Annotated in this window: 15 protein-coding genes and 1 pseudogene; 8 read left to right on the top strand and 8 right to left on the bottom strand. The window is 43.2% G+C overall.

What is annotated here, in order from left to right:
• Positions 1–7: 7 nt before the first annotated feature.
• Both ACEW80_RS15810 and ACEW80_RS15815 read right to left on the bottom strand, forming a co-directional pair.
• Positions 8–1,573, bottom strand: coding sequence for an efflux RND transporter periplasmic adaptor subunit (locus ACEW80_RS15810; RefSeq protein WP_373527507.1), 1,566 nt, complete (start codon positions 1,571–1,573; stop codon positions 8–10).
• Positions 1,574–1,674: 101 nt separating this feature from the next.
• Positions 1,675–2,145: a hypothetical protein gene (locus ACEW80_RS15815; RefSeq protein ID WP_373527508.1), complete on the bottom strand. Its 471-nt coding sequence runs from the start codon at positions 2,143–2,145 to the stop codon at positions 1,675–1,677.
• A 336-nt stretch (positions 2,146–2,481) separates the two neighbouring features.
• On the opposite strand from ACEW80_RS15815, the gene ACEW80_RS15820 reads away from it, so the two are divergent.
• Positions 2,482–3,357 carry a tetratricopeptide repeat protein gene (locus ACEW80_RS15820; RefSeq protein ID WP_373527509.1) on the top strand — a complete coding sequence of 292 codons (876 nt, stop codon included), beginning with the start codon at positions 2,482–2,484 and terminating at the stop codon, positions 3,355–3,357.
• Between the two features lie 266 nt (positions 3,358–3,623).
• On the opposite strand, the gene ACEW80_RS15825 is transcribed toward ACEW80_RS15820, so the two are convergent.
• On the bottom strand, positions 3,624–4,028 hold the full coding sequence (locus ACEW80_RS15825) for a response regulator (RefSeq protein WP_373527510.1): 405 nt from the start codon (positions 4,026–4,028) through the stop codon (positions 3,624–3,626).
• Positions 4,029–4,312: 284 nt separating this feature from the next.
• Here ACEW80_RS15825 and gyrA point away from each other — a divergent pair, with 284 nt between their 5' ends.
• A complete protein-coding gene (gene gyrA, locus ACEW80_RS15830; protein ID WP_373527511.1) occupies positions 4,313–6,880 on the top strand; it encodes a DNA topoisomerase (ATP-hydrolyzing) subunit A in 2,568 nt (855 codons plus the stop codon).
• Positions 6,881–7,151: 271 nt separating this feature from the next.
• A complete protein-coding gene (locus ACEW80_RS15835; protein ID WP_373527512.1) occupies positions 7,152–7,337 on the top strand; it encodes a chlorophyll a/b-binding protein in 186 nt (61 codons plus the stop codon).
• Between the two features lie 139 nt (positions 7,338–7,476).
• Here ACEW80_RS15835 and rpoD read toward each other — a convergent pair whose 3' ends face one another.
• Positions 7,477–8,646 carry an RNA polymerase sigma factor RpoD gene (gene rpoD / locus ACEW80_RS15840; RefSeq protein ID WP_373527513.1) on the bottom strand — a complete coding sequence of 390 codons (1,170 nt, stop codon included), beginning with the start codon at positions 8,644–8,646 and terminating at the stop codon, positions 7,477–7,479.
• A gap of 1,769 nt (positions 8,647–10,415) precedes the next feature.
• Positions 10,416–12,353, bottom strand: coding sequence for a DNA topoisomerase (ATP-hydrolyzing) subunit B (gyrB, locus tag ACEW80_RS15845; RefSeq protein WP_373527514.1), 1,938 nt, complete (start codon positions 12,351–12,353; stop codon positions 10,416–10,418).
• 252 nt (positions 12,354–12,605) lie between these two features.
• Between gyrB and miaA the strand changes: the two genes are divergently transcribed.
• Positions 12,606–13,511 carry a tRNA (adenosine(37)-N6)-dimethylallyltransferase MiaA gene (miaA, locus tag ACEW80_RS15850; protein WP_373527515.1) on the top strand — a complete coding sequence of 302 codons (906 nt, stop codon included), beginning with the start codon at positions 12,606–12,608 and terminating at the stop codon, positions 13,509–13,511.
• Positions 13,512–13,562: 51 nt separating this feature from the next.
• Here the strand turns inward: miaA and ACEW80_RS15855 are convergent.
• Positions 13,563–13,913, bottom strand: a pseudogene (locus ACEW80_RS15855) (hypothetical protein); the annotation flags it as partial.
• A gap of 276 nt (positions 13,914–14,189) precedes the next feature.
• Here ACEW80_RS15855 and ACEW80_RS15860 point away from each other — a divergent pair.
• A complete protein-coding gene (locus tag ACEW80_RS15860) occupies positions 14,190–15,794 on the top strand; it encodes an NAD(P)H-quinone oxidoreductase subunit N (protein ID WP_373527516.1) in 1,605 nt (534 codons plus the stop codon).
• Between the two features lie 489 nt (positions 15,795–16,283).
• Here ACEW80_RS15860 and ACEW80_RS15865 read toward each other — a convergent pair whose 3' ends face one another.
• Complete coding sequence (locus ACEW80_RS15865; protein ID WP_373527517.1) at positions 16,284–17,006, bottom strand: PleD family two-component system response regulator; 723 nt, start codon at positions 17,004–17,006, stop codon at positions 16,284–16,286.
• A 343-nt stretch (positions 17,007–17,349) separates the two neighbouring features.
• Between ACEW80_RS15865 and lipA the strand changes: the two genes are divergently transcribed.
• Both lipA and ACEW80_RS15875 read left to right on the top strand, forming a co-directional pair.
• The gene (lipA, locus tag ACEW80_RS15870; RefSeq protein ID WP_373527562.1) at positions 17,350–18,270 is read left to right on the top strand and encodes a lipoyl synthase; all 921 of its coding nucleotides are present in this window, start codon (positions 17,350–17,352) and stop codon (positions 18,268–18,270) included.
• Between the two features lie 143 nt (positions 18,271–18,413).
• Complete coding sequence (locus ACEW80_RS15875; RefSeq protein WP_373527518.1) at positions 18,414–18,551, top strand: photosystem I protein PsaX; 138 nt, start codon at positions 18,414–18,416, stop codon at positions 18,549–18,551.
• 24 nt (positions 18,552–18,575) lie between these two features.
• Here the strand turns inward: ACEW80_RS15875 and ACEW80_RS15880 are convergent, their stop codons facing one another.
• Positions 18,576–19,442, bottom strand: a complete 867-nt coding sequence (locus tag ACEW80_RS15880; RefSeq protein WP_373527519.1) for a branched-chain amino acid ABC transporter permease — start codon at positions 19,440–19,442, stop codon at positions 18,576–18,578.
• A gap of 204 nt (positions 19,443–19,646) precedes the next feature.
• Between ACEW80_RS15880 and hrmK the strand changes: the two genes are divergently transcribed.
• Positions 19,647–21,479 (top strand): hybrid histidine kinase/response regulator HrmK, encoded by a 1,833-nt coding sequence (gene hrmK, locus ACEW80_RS15885; protein ID WP_373527520.1) that lies wholly within the window; start codon positions 19,647–19,649, stop codon positions 21,477–21,479.
• Positions 21,480–21,503 lie beyond the last annotated feature (24 nt).

Genomic DNA, 21,503 nt, shown 5'->3' on the forward strand with positions numbered 1-21,503 from the left:
ACTCACTTTAAGGGGAACCACTGCCTTGACGACCACCACCTGAACGACCTCCGCCTCCACCTCCTGCGCCTAGACCAGGAAAAACCCCTCCTCGTGGCGTTGATTGCGGTCGTGACCCTGGTGGGAAACTGAGCAATACTCTCTCGTTTCCTGTCAATCCAGACTTAACTTCAGTAAAGTTATTCACGCTAACGCCAGTTTCGATGGGAGTAAATACAGGTTTGTCATCCGCTCCAGCCACAAATACGCCTGTGGCATTTTCTCGACGCACAACTGAGGCTGTCGGCACAACTAGGGTATTTTCTACTTCACCAACTTGAAAATCTGCTTCTACATTCATCCCAGACCGCAGTAGCCTTTGAGGGTCTAAAAGTGATACTCTCACTTCAAAACTGGTGACGTTTTGTGTCACTACAGATTGGGCAGCGATTTGACTCACTTTACCTTCAAAGGTTTTTTCTGAGTAGGCATCCGCCCTAATGGCGACTTTTTGACCAAGGCGGATTTTGGAAATATTTGTCTCGGCTAAATTTGTGACAACCTCATTTGTTGAAGCTAGAGACAAGATTGAAGAAGATGTCGCAGAAGATACATCACTACCAGCAGTTGTGGGAGTCACAAAAGCACCTGGATCGGCGTACTTCTTCGTCATCAGACCCTCAAAAGGAGCGCGAATTATCGTGTCGTTGATTTGGGCTTGGATGTTTTGCAGTGAGCCACGAGCCGAAGTTACCTGGGCAGTAGCTACGTCAATATCTTCTCGGCGTGTTCCTGCTTTTAAGAGTGCCAGAGCTTGCTGTCTCTGCTTTACTACAGCTCGTGCTTGCTCGATATCTTCTGGACGTGACCCGGCTTTTTGCAAAGCTAGTGCTTGCTGTACTTCATTTACACTGGCTTGGGCGCTGTCGCGATCGGCACGGATTTGGTTTACAGTCTGAAGGGAAATAGCTCCCGCCTTGTAAAGTTGCTGATTCCGACGAAAATCATCTTCTGCTCTGCGAAGGGCGGCTTGAGCGCTTTGTAATCGGGCCTGTGCTTGGGCAATATCTTGAGAGCGATTACCTGCTTGCACCTTTTGCAAATTCGCCTGGGCTTCGTCTAATACTCCCTGTGCTTGAGCAATATCTTGAGGGCGATTACCTGCGATCGCTTTTTGCAAATTCGCCTGGGCTTGTGCCAATTGTCCTTGAGCAGAAGTGAGTTGCCCCCGCAGGTTGGAATCATCCATGTAAGCTACAATCTGTCCTTGTTTGACGAGATCCCCTTCCTTCACCAACAGGCTTTTCAGGATGCCGGAATTTTTCGGGCTGAGGTTGATTGACCGCTCAGGTTTCACCGTTCCGTTCGCTGAAACTGTAATTGTTAAACTCTGCCTTTCTACAGGCTTTGTCAGCACCCGGCGTCTAGCTTCTTGACGAGAACCAATTGCTACTTGGTAATAAACTGCATAGCCAATTCCACCCAAAAGGCAAAGAGCAATTAGCCAAGAGAGCCAATTACGTCTGCCCTTTTTTTTCTTTACCTCTGGAACTAAAACTGATGAATCTACTGGTTTTGATGTATCAATTTTCATATCCACTTTGTCTATAAAGAACGGCTACCGATCTGGTTTTTCACAGCTAAAACTATAGCCTGGTAGCCCTACACTGACAATGATTTTGAGTTTTTAGTGTTTTAAAGGTTTATTTCCAGTACCAATCCATTAGGAAGTCTGAAGTAATCATCACGCACTCTTACTAATCTCCTAGCGGGAACAATTTCCTGATTGGGAAGAAGAATATCTCCGTTAGGAAGTCTCCAGTAACCTTGATTACGCAGTCTAACTATGGATCTAGCAGGAATAATTTGCCCATTGGGATATCTGATGTCACCATTGCGAAGTCTGGATACCCTGCTATTAGGTTCGTTGTCGCGGTTCCAATTACCCTGATCTCTAGGGTTTCTGACTTCTACAGGATAGGATCTGCGATCGCGGTTCCAATTACCCCTATTTTCAGCGTTTCTGCCGTCACGATCCCGATCTTGATCGCGTTCACCGACAACGTAGACTTTCGTCTGGGCACTTGCAGGCGCAGTCAAGAGAGTGGGAACTATGATTAGGGCAGCAGCAACTAAGACTATTGATACATGGTTTGGTTTTAACATCGAATTGACTCCTTATTTACATTAAAGTTCTATTTTGCTGAGGTTTCGATTAAGCAATCTTAGACAGGTCTTTAAATATTTACCTCATCGTATAAATTCATACATAACAATTATCGATCAAAAAGTTCAAACTGACGTGTGACGAAAGTCATTAATCATTCCAAACTGATGTATGACGAAAGTCACCAATATTTTTAATGGACATTGGACATGGGTTATTCTCCTTGTCTCCCGCGTCCCCTTTCGCCAAGATTAATCAGATTTTACTGCCGTCAAGAGCTGAGATCGTTTAAGCTAGCTGAAAGATTCTTTGATTAGTGGCTTAGAGGCGGTAGTGTGCCGAAATATGTTCGTTTAATTTCTCTTTTAATGGTCTGTAGTTTGTGGAGTATGCCAAAAGCTGCTGACGCGCAGGCATTATTACCCCATACACTGCAACTAGATGCAGCAAAGTTAGAGAAGCAAGGGTTGAGTCTGGCACAAGAGGCGGCTCAACTAGCTCAGTTTCAACAGATTGATTTAGCTTTGCCACGAGCGCGGCTGGCGACTCAACTGGCTCCTAAAAATGATAAAGTATGGTTGCTGTTAGGTGGATTGCAGTTGCAAACCAAAGAGTTTGACGCAGCGATCGCTAGCCTGAAAAAAGCACAATCTATCAACCCTAAAAATGCTGATGTTCTGTTTGCTTTAGGTTCAGCGAATTTTCGCCAGCAAAAGTACGAGGCATCTGTTGTCAATTACCAAGAGGGTTTGAAGTTAAAACCCAATGATCCAGAAGGGTTGTTTGATTTGGGTAATGCTTACTATTTGCTGGGTCGATTGCCAGATGCGATCGCCCAGTACAATCAAGCTGTCTCCCAAGATAAAAAATTCTGGCCGGCGCTCAACAATATTGGCTTAATCAACTACGAACAGGGTGATATCGCCGAAGCGATTAAACGATGGCAATCTGCTGTAACCCTTGATAAACAAGCCGCAGAGCCTTTATTAGCCTTAGCAGTGGCGCTGTATACTAAAGGCGATAGCCAACAAGGAATAACCTTGGGAGAAGCTGCACTCCGCATGGATCAGCGCTATGGTAACTTAGATTTTCTCAAAGAAAATCTTTGGGGCGATCGCTTACTGGCTGATACGAAAAAATTCCTAGAATTACCTCGGATTCAAGCAGTCCCACAGCAACGGGAAAACTCATCATCAAGCCCCAAACAATAGGAGTGCTGAGTTGTGAGTGCTGAGTGCTGAGTGCTGAGTGCTGAGTTAGGAATGGTGAGTTGTGTTAGCGCTAGCGGGGCGTTTAGCCCGTGATGAGTGCTGAGTTATGAGTTGGGAGTCAAATATTTTAACTCTTCACTCATAACTTTACCTGTTACCACTTGCCTAACAGTACCTTTTTGTAGTACATATATACTAACTAAAGACAGGAAATAGTCGTCCAAAAACATTGGCGGACGAGTATTCCTGAAATAAGTCGTTAATTCTTAGTGTTCGTCTATGGGTAGAAGTGCGATGATTTGGTCAACAAACTGTTGATGGTCAACAACTGGCTTAGAAATGTAGCCATCAGCACCGCTTTGCTTGAGAAACTTCTCGCGATCGCCTTCCATAGCGTGTGCCGTCACCAAAATAATCGGTAAGTTTGCTGTTTTTGGATCAGATTTTAACATTTGTGTAATTTTGATTCCATCAACAGACTTACCTTGATAAACACTTCTAGACAGAGAAACATCCATCAAAATCAGGTCGGCTTCTCCAGATTGGGCAATTTTTATGACTTCTTCGACATTTTCAGTGTGTTTCACACCCAAGCCGCCACGCTTGGACAAAATTTTGGAAAAAACACGAGCATTAATTAGATCGTCTTCGACAATTAAAACAGTTTTCATGAGAATTTTAGTTATAGAGGTGAGAAGATTCAAGAATTCAAGAATTCAAAATTAAGAAATGCAATCATGGTAAATATCATTGCTACTAAGTTTATGTAGATTATAGTCGTCTGCATCCTTTTTAGTAGTTAATGTACATCTTCGTCATCAAGGATGATACTACTGCTTTTTATTCTGTGACTATCAAGATTTTGTTAGGAATCCAATTTCATCCGTTATGCTGTGGTTGCTGCGGTGTTGAGTTGTATCGGACTTTGTGTAATTAAATTTCAGGGAAAAAACTCATGGCAAAACAGTTAAACCTTCTCTCAAAGGGACAGGTAATTACAACAGCCCTGCACACTGAGATGCAACGGTCTTATCTAGAATATGCCATGAGCGTGATTGTCGGGCGAGCGCTACCAGACGTGCGTGATGGCTTAAAACCAGTGCACCGACGCATTCTGTATGCAATGCACGAACTCGGTTTAGTACCAGATAGACCCTATCGGAAATGTGCCCGGGTAGTGGGTGATGTGTTGGGTAAATACCATCCTCACGGCGACCAATCAGTTTACGATGCCTTAGTCAGGCTGGTGCAGGATTTTTCTAGCCGTTATCCTTTACTAGCAGGACATGGTAACTTTGGTAGCGTCGATAATGACCCGCCAGCAGCGATGCGCTACACAGAAACGCGCCTCGCGCCCATCAGCCATGAGGGAATGCTGACAGAAATTGGTGAAGAAACTGTGGAATTTGTCGGTAACTTCGATAATTCCCAGCAAGAACCAACGGTGCTACCTGCTCAATTGCCATTCCTATTGCTCAATGGCTGTTCTGGAATTGCCGTAGGGATGGCGACAAATATTCCACCGCACAATTTGGGGGAAATTATCGATGGCTTAATTGCTTTGATCGACAATCCAGATTTGTCAGATGAAAAATTATTCGAGCTAATTCCAGCGCCAGACTTTCCCACTGGTGGAGAAATAGTTGGTGAGGTGGGAATTCGGGAGGCATATACTACAGGTAAGGGCGGGATTCTGCTGCGGGGAGTTGCCGTCCTAGAGGAAATTCCAGCCGCCAGGGGAAGTAAACGACGGACGGCAATTATCATCATAGAATTGCCTTATCAAGTGAATAAAGCAGGCTGGATTGAGAAAGTCGCGGACTTAGTGAATCAAGGACGCTTGCAAGGAATTTCTGATCTTCGGGATGAGAGCGATCGCGATGGAATGCGGGTGGTAATTGAACTCAAACGCGATATCAATCCCCAAGAAGTTCTCCAGCATTTATATCACCAAACTGCTTTACAAATGACTTTTGGGGCAATTCTCCTAGCGATAGTTGATGGACAACCCCGCCAGTTAAGTTTGCGTCAACTGTTGCAGGAGTTTTTAAGTTTTCGAGAAGAGACGCTCAACCGTCGCTACAATTACGAGTTGGGAAAAGCCCAAAGTCGGGTGCATTTGGTAGAAGGTTTGCTGAAAGCACTGTCGAATTTGGATGAGGTAATTGCAATTTTGCGGCAAGCTCCCGATGGAAGTACGGCAAAGATAAATCTTTGTAGCCAACTGGATTTGAGCGAGGTGCAAGGAGATGCAATTCTGGCCATGCCATTGCGCCGCCTCACCAGTTTAGAACAGCAGAACTTGCAGCAAGAATTTGAGCAACTAAGTGAACAAATTGACTTATTACAAAGTTTACTAAGCGATCGCCGCGAATTACTCAAGGCGCTGAAAAAAGACTTGCGATCGTTCAAGCGCAAGTACAGCGATCCTCGGCGTACCAAGTTAGCAACCATCAGCAGCGACACAAAGATCCAAGAGGACAAGGGGACAAAGAGACAAGGAGTAGAGGATGATCAGGAAAATCCCAAATTAGAACAGCCAGCAGAGTCAGCGGTTCTAGAGTTTACCCAACGTGGTTATGTGCGTCGTACCCAGCCATCTGGGAAAAAGTCGAAAGCTGAAAATGGTCTGCATGAGAATGACTTTATTATTCAAAGTGTGTTGACCGACACAGACAAAGAGTTGCTGGTACTAACCAGTGGTGGTAAAGTCTACCCTGTAAATGTGGGAGAAATTCCTCCAACTACTGGGCGTTCTCCACGGGGAAAACCATTAATTACCATGCTCAGTAGTACTGCTCAAGGCGCTCAAGAAGATGTGGTCAGACGCTTTTTGCTGCCGGAAAATCTCGAAACTACCCAGATGGTTCTTCTGACAAAACAGGGACGAATTAAACGTTTGTCTTTAGAAGAATTTACCAACCTGACTCGGCGCGGAATCACGATTTTGAAGCTTAAGGACGATGATGAATTGTCATTTACCCAGTTCACTAGTACAGGGGAGCATCTGATTTTAGCTAGTTCAGGTGGAAGATTGTTGCGCTTTGCAGTCAATGATGAACAATTACCCGTCATGGGTCGCACAGCGATGGGTTTACAAGCATTTCGGTTATTGAAAAATCAGCAAATGGTTGGCTGTGTCACTGTCGGTAAAGATGATCAACTGCTGCTAATTACTCAAGAAGGATATGCCAAGCGGATGCCTGCGAGTCAGTTAAGAGCGGCTAATCGCGGCGATTTAGGCACGCAAGCCCTGAAATTTGCCAGCAAAACTGACAACTTAGCTGGTATGGTCATGGTGATGCCAACTCTTGGAGACGCTACGCGTAGCTTGCTTCCACGAAGTGGTACGGCGGGCTACGCCAACGCCTCTGGTGAAGTAGCTTTAGTAACGAACAAAGACCGGGTAGTGCGGATACCTGTGGAAATAGTGCCGATCTTGGGCAAGGATGTCAAAGGTGAAAGCGTTCTCCAACTCAACCGCGATGAAAAAATTATCACCGTCGCCGAAGTGCGAACTTAATCAAGGTGATATTCAATTGGCGACAAGCCAACTTGTAGGAGTTTGAGCCGCTGCTCCCACTGCGTCTCGAACTTTTACGTGATGCTGCGACATTAGTAAATCTAACTGAAGGCTGATGTTTTAATCTGTACAAATAGTTATTGCTATTTATGTCAAGTTATCGAAACAAAAGTATAAAAAACGTTGCATTTATGTTGCATTTATGAAAATATTTGTTATATTAGTTTACATAGAGCAATAAAGCTTCGCAAAACAGTTTGGAGTGCCAATCATGACAAATGCAACCACAACAAAAGTTACTACTCCCGTAATGGAAGATCGCAATGCTTGGCGTTGGGGCTTTACCCCACAAGCAGAAATTTGGAACGGTCGCTTGGCAATGATCGGCTTTTCAGCAGCCATTTTGGTTGAGTTTTTCTCTGGTCAAGGCTTCCTACATTTTTGGGGCATCCTATAAGTTTTAATATCCAAGATGACCTATAAATAAAAAAACCTGGAGTGCTAATTCACTACCAGGTTTTTTATTGTTTTGTCATTAGTCAGTTGTCCTTTGTCCTTTGTTTATTTACTAATGACTAATGACCAATGACCAATGACTAGCGAATATATTCCTTGAGAACACTATTACGATTTGGGTGGCGTAACTTGCGGAGTGCCTTGGCCTCAATTTGACGAATCCGTTCGCGGGTGACGTTAAAAATCTGTCCGATTTCCTCAAGTGTTTTCATCCGACCGTCATCCAAGCCGTAACGCAGTCTGAGTACATCCCGTTCACGGGGACTGAGGCTGTCGAGAACTTTTTCGAGGTCTTCGCGCAGCAGATTTTTGGAAACTTGGTCTTCTGGTGTTTCACCATCGGATTCAATAAAATCGCCTAACCGAGAATCTTCTTCTTTCCCAATAGGCGTTTCTAATGAAATTGGTAACTGGGCAGATTTAGCAATAAACCGCAACTTCTCGATGGTCATTTCCATACGAGTAGCGATTTCTTCTTCAGTGGGTTTGCGACCCATTTCTTGGGAGAGAAGTTTGGTAGTCTTCTTAATCCGAGAGATGGTTTCGTAAAGGTGAACTGGAAGACGAATAGTGCGGGATTGATCTGCGATCGCGCGGGTAATTGCTTGACGAATCCACCATGTAGCATAAGTAGAAAACTTATAACCTTTTTCGTGGTCAAACTTTTCAGCGGCACGAATCAAACCGAGACTGCCTTCCTGAATTAAGTCTTGGAACGACAAACCACGATTCATGTACTTTTTGGCAATTGAAACCACAAGACGCAAGTTAGATTGCACCATCTTGTCTTTCGCCCTACGGCCAACATGAAGGCGATAACGAAAAGCTGGTAGTGGTAGTTGCACGGCTTCTGCCCATTCACTATCACGAGGATCGCGATCTAACTGTTCTGAGAGTCTTTCCCGCACCCGCTCTAATTCCAGCAAATCAGCTATTTTTCGAGCCAATTCAATTTCTTCGTCTGCCCGCCCCAGACGAATTCTACCGATTTCTTGCAAGTAAAGCCGAATCGAATCTTCGGTGTAGTGCTTTTTCTTGCTTTGTGTCCGACGACGCGATTTCGCGGCTTTTCCAGACTTTGCGTCGTCCTCATCAGTCTGAGGCTCTAAAAATTCATCTTCGCCTTCATCGACGATCAGCAAGTCCTCTTCTTCGTCTATTAAGAGTTCTTCTAACTCGAGCTCAGGCTGATTCATTATTTCTAGTTCAGGCTGATATATGCTTTCGAGTACGTTGTTAGCCTGGTTCATGCCGCGTTCCTCATGCTCCTTGCAGAATCAATTACCCAAGATGTGTTCACTGCTCTTTTAAACGAGCTAGTTCTCAACCGAAAATAAGCGAAGTTGGCAGATTGCCAGCAATATTTTCGGACGTTTTGCACCTCCAGTCGGAGGTTTTTTTACTTTAGTTTAAGCAATTACTAAAAGTAACTTGATCACCTTAGTAAATTTTATGTGCGCTGCTATCACACACTGCTCTTAACTAACTGGTCAAAAAAAAGACTCGCCTTTATTAAAAAATTTGCCATCCCATACAAACGAATTCAGACTGTTGGCAGATTTTCCTACAAAGACTCTTCCGATTGTAGCCTGTTTCACAGAAATTGCACTTTTTTTGTGTATTGATCATGAACTCATTAAGCAAGTGTTGGCCACCTTTATCAAAAAGATATTAAAAACGGTAGTTATACCCGGAAATTTTTCTTCACTTTTCGCAATTGTAGTGGTACTCTTTTGACATTAAAAAGTAAGTACACTTGCTCATGCCCAACTTCATGTATTTTACACAACATTAATTACTTAGAAAAAGTGCATCGTATGTTAAGTCAGACAACAAGTCTTAATCTGCCCATTTTTACATTTCCTTCATAAATTACGCATTCTTTAGATCAAAGCGGCTCTTGACTTTGGGTAAATACAACAAGGCTAGTAGTGTTTTCCTTAAGGCAGTTAACCTTCTGCGTACTAATTACCTTAACTGAGGAGTTGAGGGTGTGGCAGAATCGAGCTGATGTAGATCAATTTAGGTTGAACTAATTCAGTCTTATTCACACGTTAGCGCACTGCGGCGATTTCAGCCCTATGAAACTTGACAAACTCTTCTTATTGTACACAATGATATTTTAATCAATTCAAAAACAATTGCCCTGCCATCTGATCAATATTGGTCTATTTAGGGTAAAAGTACATTAGATACATAAGACACAATAGCGATCGCCACGGCACTACATGAAGATATTAACAAGTTTTTAGCCAGATGGTGTGTGCTTCCAGTAACTATCACCTCGAACAAAAAGAAATCAGAAGATTGTATTATAACTTGCTTACAAAGCTTACTTACGTATATAAAAGGTTAATCTAATACTTCTAGTTCGGTAAGTTTTTGTCATCTAATAATTAGAAATCCTCAACATACTGATTAACTGCTGCTTGATAGATAATAATTAGTTATGGTTGATGAGCATAACTAATGCGTTTCTAGCTGGTGGGCGAAATTAATCAGCAAGTCAGAGCAACGAGTATTATCTCAACAACATTCCAACAAAATTGGTATTATTAACACTCGAACATTGATTTTTTTGAAAATCTTGACAATAAGCAAATTAAATGAGTATCTATTCACTGAGAAATTTAGAATTTTTGTAGTTATGTAGTGCCTCATACCATATAAATGTTAAGCCAATACGGTTCGGTTAAAAATATTGTAGGTTGGGTTTCGTTCCTCAACCCAACCTACAATATTTTTATTTTTTGAGCTTAACCGAACCGTATTGAGTGTTAAGCCAACCTAACTTTTTAATTTATTGTTAAGTTAAATAGGGAATTATTAACAATAGTTAAAGACTTTTATAGTCTAGTCACTTATCTAACGACATAGTTTGTAGTATAAAAAGTATCCATAAATTTTAATACTGATTTTCTATTGGGATGCATTAGTAGGATGTAGAAACTATTAAAAAACTAATGGGTAATAAGTTTTCACTCATTACCCATTACCTACTTCACAAATTATTAGAGTATTAAATATCTAGATCCGTGAAGTTAAGTTTAGAACCATAAGTTTCGATAAACTCTCGTCTGGGTGCGACGCGATCGCCCATTAAAATTGTGAAGATGCGATCAGCTTCGGCAGCATCCTCAATTTCGACTTGCTTCATTTTACGACTTTCTGGGTTCATGGTGGTGTCCCAGAGTTGTTGCGGCATCATTTCACCCAAACCTTTGAAGCGTTGGATGGTATAGTTGGCGTTAGCAGGAAATTTGGCGATCGCTTGATTTTTTTCGCGATCGCTATAGCAGTACTCATGATTACGTCCCCGTTCTACTTTAAACAGTGGCGGACAAGCAATATAAATAAAGCCCTGTTCGATCAGCGCTCGCTGATATCGATAGAAGAATGTTAACAACAAAGTCCTGATGTGCGCCCCATCTACGTCAGCGTCAGTCATGATGACTATCCGGTGATAGCGCAGCTGGGTAGAATCGAATTCATCTCCTTTGACACCTAAACCGAGGGCTGCAATTAACGATTGAACTTCGTTATTTTTATAGATTTTAGCATCGTCGGTTTTTTCAATGTTGAGAATTTTACCACGTAGAGGTAAGATTGCTTGAGTGCGGCGATCGCGTCCTTGTTTGGCACTTCCGCCGGCTGAGTCCCCTTCCACGATGAATATCTCAGATTCGCTGGGGTCACGAGAACTACAATCGGCTAATTTACCAGGTAATGGTGAAGATTCTAGTACCGATTTGCGTCGAACTAATTCCCGTGCGTGACGGGCTGCTTCTGCGGCTTTGAAAGCTTGGATAGCTTTATCTAAAATTGAGTCTGCTATGGCGGGATGAAATTCTAAGTACTCGGTGAGGACTTCCCCAACGAGAGAATCGACAATTCCCCGAACTTCGGTGTTACCAAGTTTAGTTTTGGTTTGTCCTTCAAATTCTGGATCTGGAACTTTAACGGAAATAACCGCAGTTAGCCCTTCGCGGACGTGTTCGCCACTGAGGTTAGGCTCATTCTCTTTAATTTTATTGCGCTTGCGAGCGATCGTATTTAGTGTCCGAGTCAGAACCGCCTTCAACCCTTCTAAGTGCGTACCACCATCAACGGTACGAATATTGTTAGCAAAACCTAGCACATTATCCGTGTAAGCATCAGTACACCACTGCAAAGAAACTTCCACTTGGACGTTATTGCGTTCCCCCTGCACATAGATAACTTCTTCATGCAGCGGTTGCTTCTCACGGTTCATGTAGGCAATATATTCTTTAATGCCGCCCTTATAATCGTAAGATTCTACCTTAGGTGTATCGCTTTTTAGTAGTTCTAGACGGTGGTCGGTAAAGGTAATTTTGACACCAGCATTCAAATACGCCAACTCCCGTAGGCGACCGGATAAAGTGATGTAATCAAACTCAATGCTAACAGTGAATATTTGGGTATCTGGTTTAAAAGTAACAGAAGTTCCGGTTCTAGCTTCTTTGTAAGGTTTGGTTTCTAATTCAGTAACTGGGATACCCCGTTCATAGCGCTGAATATGAACCTTTTTATCTCGCCAAACTGTAACTTCCACCATATCAGACAGGGCATTAACAACCGAAATACCAACCCCGTGTAATCCTCCAGAAACTTTGTAACCACCGCCGCCAAACTTACCACCAGCGTGTAGTACCGTCATCACGGTTTCCAAAGCCGATTTCCCGGTACGCGAGTGAGTATCGACGGGAATACCGCGACCATCATCTGTTACAGTCACGGAACCATCAGCGTTGATATCCACCTCTATATGAGTGCAATAACCCGCTAAAGCCTCATCAATTGAATTGTCCACCACCTCGTAAACTAAATGGTGGAGTCCTCGCGGCCCAGTGGTACCGATGTACATTCCTGGTCGTTTGCGGACGGCTTCCAGACCTTCCAGAACTTGAATCTGATCGGCACTGTAACTGCTCGTCATGTAAACTCTCCTGATGCGTGGGGTTGAAGTCGCCGAAAGGCAAACAAAAGTAAAAACACTCCAAAATTGTAACACAAAAGCCTTGCTGGCGTCTGTAGGGCATTTTCAAGAGAAGTTTATACTGGGGTTGCAGTACTATTCAAGGAGGCAGGGGGGGACAAATGACAAATGCCTAATGCCTAATGCCTAATGACAAATGACTAATGACTAATGACTAATGCCTAATGACAAATGCCTAATGACAAATGACTAATGACTAAATTGATTGTAATTTGTGGGGCGACGGCAACAGGTAAATCGGGTTTGGCTTTGGCTTTGGCGATGCGGTTGGTTTCTGTAATTCTCAGTGCTGATTCTCGTCAAGTTTACCGTGAGTTTGATATTGGTACTGCAAAACCAAGTGTAGCTGAACAAAAATTGGTGCTGCACTACTTAATAGATATCTGCGCTCCGACAGACACGATGACAGTAGCAGACTACCAGCAGCAAGCACAAGCACTAATTGCTTCTCTTGGTGTTACGCCACTGTTGCTAGTCGGTGGCACTGGTTTATACATCCGTTCTATTGTCCAAGGCATGAAAATCCCTAGAGTTGCACCGCAAACAGAATTGCGATCGCAGCTTGAATTTCTTGGACAACATCAACTCTACGCTATGTTACAACAAGTTGATCCAGTTGCCGCACAAAAGATCCATGCCAATGACTCAGTGCGAACTTTACGAGCTTTAGAGGTATATTATGTCACTGGTCATCCAATTTCGGAACAGCAAGGGGAGAATCCACCGAATTATCCGATTTTGCAAATTGGTTTGGATTGCGATGTTGAAAAGTTGGACGCTCGGATTAAACAGCGAACTGAGCAAATGATCGCAGATGGAATGGTTGCTGAGGTAGAATATCTTTGTCAAAAATACGGCACTGATTTGTCTTTGTTAAATACTTTGGGATATCAAGAAATCAAGCAATATTTGGCTGGGGATATTTCCTTAAATAAAGCGGAAGAATTAACGATTTTGCATACACGGCAATTTGCCAAGCGACAACGTACTTGGTTTCGCGCATATCCACAAATAGAATGGTTTGATGCCGATGATCCTGATTTATTAGAGAAGGTTTGGTATCGGATAAATAAGTTTATAATTTGTACAAGTTCGTGAGATTAATGTGGAAGCTGACGAGAATGGACAGTATGTTTGTAAAGTGTCGTCATCTGTACCTTCTTTATTAGAGACAATTTCGAGGACGACTTCTGGAGGTTTGCCAAAATGCCAAACCAGATAACAATTTTTAGGCACTTGGACATCTAAGCTGAGAAAGACATCCGGTACAATGGGGGGCTGAAGGTCTGTATAGTAAATACCCACATTAGCCTCAGCTAAAAAAGTCTGGCTTTGTAGAGAACTCACTAAAAGACGTTGTTGTTTGAAAGATGCAAAATTATCTACAGGTGTTTGTTCTTTGGCAGAGGCAAAATTGTCCACAGGTGTATCATCTTCAGTGATTAGCTGGTTGGCATCTGGCACATAGTAATCATCATTGATTAGAACTTCTTGAGCCATGATTTTATCCAGTATTTAAGAGCGTTATTTCTAGGTTAGTTGATTGGGGATGGGAGGGTGCATTGACTCAATGTTTAATACTGAAAAATTCTGAAGAAGTGTGTCACCCCGGACACCATTGGCTTGCAGAACTTGATGCTAGCTGAAGATAAGTGCGATCGCCATCTGCACCCAAGCTGTTAAGCTCTTGTTAAAAGAGCTAGTTTCTTAATTAGAAAACTTGCTAGAGTGAACAGAGTTAGCCTTAATGTCTAATCGCCAAAACCTATACATCTCATGGATTTTGCTAATATTGCATCCCAGTTGAACGCTGGAACGATTTTACCAGAGGGGATTGTTATTCTCACCCTCTTGGGGGTTTTGATAGTTGATTTGATCTTGGGGCGTACATCCGCACGCTGGATTGGATATCTAGCGATCGCAGGTTTATTTGCTTCCATTCTCGCTCTATATTTTCAATGGGACTCTCCTAATCCCATCGCTTTTACCGGTAGCTTTAACGGTGACGACCTCAGTATCATCTTTCGCGGTATTATTGCCTTGTCTGCGATCGCCACTATATTGATGTCAATTCGCTACGTTGAGCAGAGTGGCACCCCTTTAGCCGAATTCATCGCTATTTTGCTGAGTGCTACTTTAGGAGGGATGTTTTTATCCGGGGCTAGTGAATTGGTGATGATTTTCATCTCCCTAGAAACCCTGAGTATTTCCTCTTACTTGTTGGCAGGTTATACCAAGCGTGACCCCCGCTCCAATGAAGCGGCGTTGAAATACCTGTTAATTGGAGCTTCCAGTACAGCAATCTTTTTGTACGGTGTATCACTGCTGTATGGACTATCTGGAGGACAAACAGAACTAAGTGCGATCGCTAATGGCATTGCCACAGCGAAAGTCGGTCAATCTTTAGGTTTGGTCATTGCCTTGGTTTTTGCGATCGCAGGTATTGGCTTCAAAATCTCAGCTGCACCCTTTCACCAGTGGACACCAGACGTTTACGAAGGCGCTCCCACCCCAGTAATCGCCTTTTTATCTGTCGGTTCCAAAGCAGCTGGGTTTGCCCTAGCCATCCGCTTGTTGACAACAGCCTTCCCCCTAGTTGCTGACGAATGGAGGTTTGTTTTCACTGCTCTGGCGGTTCTCAGTATGATCTTGGGTAACGTAGTCGCCCTAGCCCAAACCAGCATGAAACGAATGCTAGCTTATTCATCCATTGCCCAAGCTGGGTTTGTGATGATTGGCTTGATTGCTGGTACACAGGCAGGGTATGCCAGTATGATATTTTACCTGATGGTTTACCTGTTCATGAACCTGTGCGGCTTTACCTGCATCATTCTGTTCTCACTACGCACAGGAACCGATCAGATTGCTGAATACTCTGGCTTATATCAAAAAGACCCACTCCTAACATTGGGGTTGAGTATCTCCCTACTTTCTTTAGGCGGTATTCCACCATTCGCTGGGTTTTTCGGCAAGATTTACTTATTCTGGGCTGGTTGGCAAGCAGGACTTTATTGGTTAGTCTTGCTAGGCTTAGTTACTAGTGTTGTCTCCATCTACTACTACATTCGCGTAGTCAAGATGATGGTAGTTAAAGAACCCCATGAAATGTCCGACGCGGTGAAGAATTATCCAGAAGTACGTTGGGATTTGCCTGGGCTAAGACCTTTGCAGGTCGGGTTGTTGGTAACATTAATAGCCACTACCATAGCAGGGATTTTGTCAAATCCCCTGTTTACATTGGCTAATAATTCCATCTCCAATACCCAAATTTTGCAAGCAACACTCAACAGTAATGTAAAAGCACAAAATCTACTGCTTTTGCCAAAGTTAGATTCGGTAAGTCAGTCTCAACCCTCAGTTGATTCTACTGCTAAGATTTAATAACCCGAATCTCGATAAAACTTTGTGCTAAAAGACACGCCTGTTTGCTAACAAGCAGGCAGGCGTTTTTCGATATCTCTTAACTTAAAATCAAATTGACAACTTATATGCTGCTGTCAATCTGTAGACTAGCTATCACGCTTAGACACAGATTTTGTATTTAGTATAGACCAAATAATAAAAGCCTGCCGTTGTCCTTAGCTTCAGAGCACACGGCGGCAGGTTTAGTGGGTATTGGGCTGCTTTGCTAGACTACCAACTGAGTTGAACCCTTCTCCTGCCTAGACGCTACGCAAACGGGAAATTTAAAATTCAAAAATTATAAAAGCGCAGATTATCGCTAGTCTTTCCTGTTTTTGAATTTTGTTGTCAACGATGATTTGTAAACATAAATGTTTTTGAACTAGATATTTTTAACCGCTTTTAACCGAATCCCCGTTATTAGAGACGGGGTATTTTCGGCTGCGATAAGAATAACGAGTACAAATGCTACTTGATTTTTTGTTTAATAAAAGTCACAACCTGAGTTAGCTGTTTCTTCAAAGCATCAATTTCTACTTGCATTTTGACCATTTTCTCATTCAACGCATTAATTTCTGCGTCGGACGCTCCTGCGGCAATAAGGGTCGCGTTGCTTGCCGCCGTAGGCATCGCAGCAGCAGCGTTGGCGGCAATAGGGGTTGCGTTGCTTGCCGCCGTAGGCATCGCAGTATTTGCAGCACTAGGGACTGCGTTGCTTGCCGCCGTAGGCATCGTACCATTGGCGACACTAGAAGTTGCAACTGTGCCATTTTTGACAGCAACCGCTCCGACTGAGACTAGCTCTGGGCGTGGTAATTTCGCCTTGGTCATAGCTAACTTAATTGCGCTAATTAGTTGCTTCTGATCAAAAGGCTTGCCCAGAAATTCAAAATGTTCAAATGGTTCTGTGATTTTCTCAGTTACCTCTTCCTTGCGACCAGACATGATCACCAAAGGAATTTTCCTTAACTCTGGGTGGGCTTGAACTTGCTGGAAAACTTCCCAGCCACTCATTTTAGGCAACAGGAAATCCAGCATAATCAGGCTGAGTTTTTCCTGAAGGATGAAATTTAGTCCTTCCACACCGTCTTTTGCTTCTAGTACCTCAAAATTGCCCGGAGGCAACATTTCCCGTACTTTTACCCTGACAACTGTAGTGTCATCGATAACTAAAATTTTGTTGCTTGCCACGACTGGTTTTCTCTAACAGAAACTTTAAGTGTAAATACCGACTTTGCCGATTGTCCTTGAGAATTCTCCCACTATATACAAAATTTCTATTAATTGGGGGATAGTATATTTCGGTATAAATGACATTGTTAGAGGTGTTTTGCAAAACTTTTGCTGGCGCTCTTTTCAATTTGTGTAATGGTGATATTTAAAGCTTTAGCCTTGATCTAGGGCATAAGGGACACAGAGACATGGTGACTTCATTAAAAGCGTCGCTGCGTCTCTCGCTTCCTACGTCTATTCTTATCGATCATTTGTTAATTGACAGACCATTACTCTATATCCGCATCTTGCTTATATGTCTATAATTTCGTCACAACAGGCTGAACTACAGTCTGAAATTAGGGCAATGCCTAGCTGGTTACGTCGCTCTATTGGCAAAGCCAGCGAAATCTCTACCGTACAACGCATTATTAAGCAGCGCCAAATTCACACAATTTGCGAAGAAGGCCGCTGTCCCAACCGGGGAGAGTGCTATGCCCAAAAAACTGCAACTTTCCTCCTAATGGGGCCTACCTGCACACGCTCTTGTGCCTTCTGTCAAGTAGATAAAGGTCATGTACCAATGCCTCTGGATTTAGAGGAACCCCAAAAAGTAGCTGAGGCAGTGCAGCTTTTGGGATTGCGTTATGTGGTGCTGACTTCTGTAGCCCGTGATGACTTGCCAGATCAGGGCGCAGCGCATTTTGTGAAGACGATCGCCACTATTCGCCAATTGAACCCAGAGACTCAAATTGAAGTGCTGACCCCAGATTTTTGGGGTGGTGCTGGTGTGGGAGAATCAGGTCAACGCCAGCGGATAGCCATGATTGTAAAAGCCAAACCAGCTTGTTTCAATCACAATATCGAGACAGTGCGACGGTTAACTGGGCCAGTGCGCCGGGGAGCCAAGTACGCTCGCTCGCTCTCAGTACTGGCTGTAGTCAAACAAATCGATTCGACAATTCCCACCAAATCAGGTTTGATGCTGGGACACGGAGAAACCATTGAGGAAGTAATTGAAGCAATGGCTGATCTCAGGGCTGTGGGGTGCGATCGCTTGACTATTGGGCAGTATATGCGTCCTTCTCTAGAACATCTGCCAGTCCAAAAATATTGGACTCCAGAGGAATTTGATCAACTCGGCAGATTAGCATGGGAAATGGGATTCAACCACGTCCGTTCTGCGCCTCTGGTTCGCAGTTCCTATCATGCTGGAGACGAGGGAGTGGGGAATAGGGAGTAGGGGGCAGAGGGGCAGAGAAAGAAAAAATAACCAGTTCCCAATGCCCAATTCCCAACTTCACACAAATATTCTTAAAGAATTTGGATATTTGGTACACCAGTTTGGTATTTCTTAAAAAGTCGTGACATTAGGAGAACCGGATTATGACCGCTAAAGCTAAGATTTCCCCAGTTGCCGATAGTGGAGCTAAACCTCCCTACGCCTTTCGCACAAGCTGGGCACTGTTATTGTTAGCTATCAATTTCGTGGTAGCAGCCTACTACTTCCACATTATTCAATAGTTAGAAGAAGTGGAGTGGTGCTGCTCAAATCGTGCTTTTGAATAAACCCTTGGGACGAATGAGCAGCACCAAAATCATGATCAACAGTGCTACGCCCTGTTTATACTGTGAACCCAGCCAAGGGGTGCTGACTTCTTGAACGATGCCAATTATAAAAGCTGCGGCGATCGCACCATAAGGGTTGCCAATTCCACCCAGAATCACTGAGGCAAATAATGGTAAAATTAAGAACCATCCCATATTCGGGCGCACGGCTGTAATCAATCCATACATACTTCCGCCCAATGATGTAAGAGTGCCAGCAATTACCCAAGTCCAAAAAATTACTCGGTCAACATTGATACCTGAAACCCTGGCTAAGTCCAGATCATCGGCAACTGCCCGCATCGCTTTACCAATTTTGGTATTTTGCAGTAGGTAATGCAGCGCCAAAATTGCTAGCACCGCCAACCCCAATACCAATAATTGATTTTGCGGCACCTTTAAACCAAAGATATCTAAAGCTGGGGTAACAGGTAAATTGTAATTTTGGTTTTTGCCACCCCAGATAAAAATAATCCCATTGCGAATAAATAAGGCAAGTCCGATCGAAATAATAATCAGCGTCGTGGAAGTAGCACGGATAGAGCGCATCCTTGACCACAGTAACTTTTCCGATAACAGCATTGCTGCAACTGTTCCCGCCGCCGCCAGAATCATCGACAGCCAAATATTGACTCCAATAGTGTTTATCAGCCAAGTCACATAGGCTCCTAAAGTTAGAAAGTCACCATGAGCAAAGTTAGATAACCGTAAAATTCCATAGGTAAGAGTAAGCCCGACTGCGGCGAGAGCAATAATGCTCCCCACTGCAATCCCATTAACGATTAGTTGGATGAATTCTGTATCCATAAGTCTTAAGTTGCTTTAAAAAATTTTAGGTCAGTGATTTATACAATAATTTTTTGGTAGAGATGCTAAACCCGACAACATAAGTTATGGTTTATAACAACATAGGCTGTGGTTTATAAATAAAAAAGAATTGTCCCTTAATATACATAAAATCCTATTGGGATTTTTGTGCCAAGCTAAACTTGTTCAACGGTCTAATTGACCATGCAGCAGTATTCAAGCTTACCAGAACAAAACTCACCGATAGATGCAACGCCAAAACTTTTGACAACAATTGAGCAACTTCGGACGCAGGTGTGGCTGGAGAGCAGCTTGAACCAGTTGCAAAGTCGCCTTAATGATTACCTGCTTTCTGCTTGTAATACTGTCCCCCAGGCAGGAACCGCACAAGCGCAAGTTTTTCAAACTATGGTTAACGAAATTAACAGTGCTGTTCACAACAGTAATCTGGCGCTGACAGATTGTACCGTAGGCATTGCTCTGTTTCAACCACAAGAAACTGTTGCAACAGTTTGCTATGTTTGTCATTCTCCATCCACCAACTCACTTCTAGAAGTACTGACAGCAGAAAAAAAGCTGCTGTTGAGATTGCAAGAGGTTATAGAAGTCGAAGATTTGCAACACCTTGAGAATCAACAACCACCGAGTGCTTGGCAGTTAGCTGATGATTCTGGCAACGTCATCGGCTGGCTAATTATCGCCGCAGCGCCCCTAAGCTCTGATCATGAGTCGCTCATAGAATCACAAGCTCAAGTTAGATCACAATTGATGGCAAGGTCAGCTAAGTACTGTACTACAGCATGGTTACAACTTAAACACATCCTATATTCGCAGCAACGGTATCAACAGTTAAGTAACTCTAATCAAGAATTGCAGTGTACCAATCAACTGAAAAATCAGTTTCTGGCAAATACCAGTCACGAAATTCGCACACCGCTTAGTTCTATAATCTTTTCTAGCGACCTGCTTTTAGCCCCAGAGTACAAACCAACTAGAGAACGCCGGCAAGACTATTTAAATATAATTCAGTCTAGCGGCAAGCACTTACTAGCTCTAATTGGTGATATTTTGGATCTCTCTAAAATTGAAGCCAATCAACTGGATGTGCAGTGGGAAACAGTAGATGTGGAACTGTTGTGTACCAATGTTTTGGCGCTGGTGAAAGAGAAAGCCACTAATAAGGGTTTGAAACTGTGTCTAGAAATTGACCCTGATATTACAACTTTAGTAGCTGACTCCTTACGACTCAAGCAAATGCTGGTGAATTTACTTTTCAACGCCCTAAAGTTTACCAGTAAAGGAAGTGTTGGCTTACAGGTTGCCCTCAAAGGTGTATTTATACATTTCACAGTTTGGGATACTGGCACTGGCATTTCCCAAGAAGACCAAGTTAAACTGTTTCAACCCTATTTTCAAATTGCCAAAGCCGTGTCTGGTGGTGTTGAAGGTACTGGTTTGGGTTTATCAGTGACTCAGAAACTCGCCCAAATTCACGGTGGTTCAGTGAAAGTGGAATCGGAAGTAGATCACGGCTCCCGTTTTACCCTCATACTTCCCCTTAAGCAAGATGCAGGAGATGAGGCAGCAGTGGAAGCAAAATTTTCCTTATCTCCTCTGCCTTTCACCCCTAGTTCTTGTGTAGATATTTTGCTGGTAGAAAATGACTTACCCAACGCTCATTTGATGCAAATTTATTTACGTGAATTGGAATATCAGGTGACTTGGGTTAAGAATGCTGCCGAAATGTGGGAAGCTCTAACACAGTTAAAGCCAGCGGTGATTTTAATGGATGTTTGTCTGGCAGATGGAAATGGTCTTAATTTGGTGCAACAACTGCGAGAAAATCGGCAATATGGGGCGATTCCGATAATTGTTCAAACAGCAATGGCAATGAAAGGCGATCGCGAAATTTGTCTAGCAGCTGGAGTAAATGACTATATTTCTAAACCGATTGATTTACCACTTTTAGCCAGTCTTGTAGCCAAGTACAGCAAAGCGCCAACTGAAGTTAATGGGGAGTGGGGGAAGAAAAAATAACCAATGCCCAATGACAAATGACTA

Source organism: Nostoc sp., assembly GCF_041747015.1.
Lineage (GTDB): Bacteria > Cyanobacteriota > Cyanobacteriia > Cyanobacteriales > Nostocaceae > Nostoc.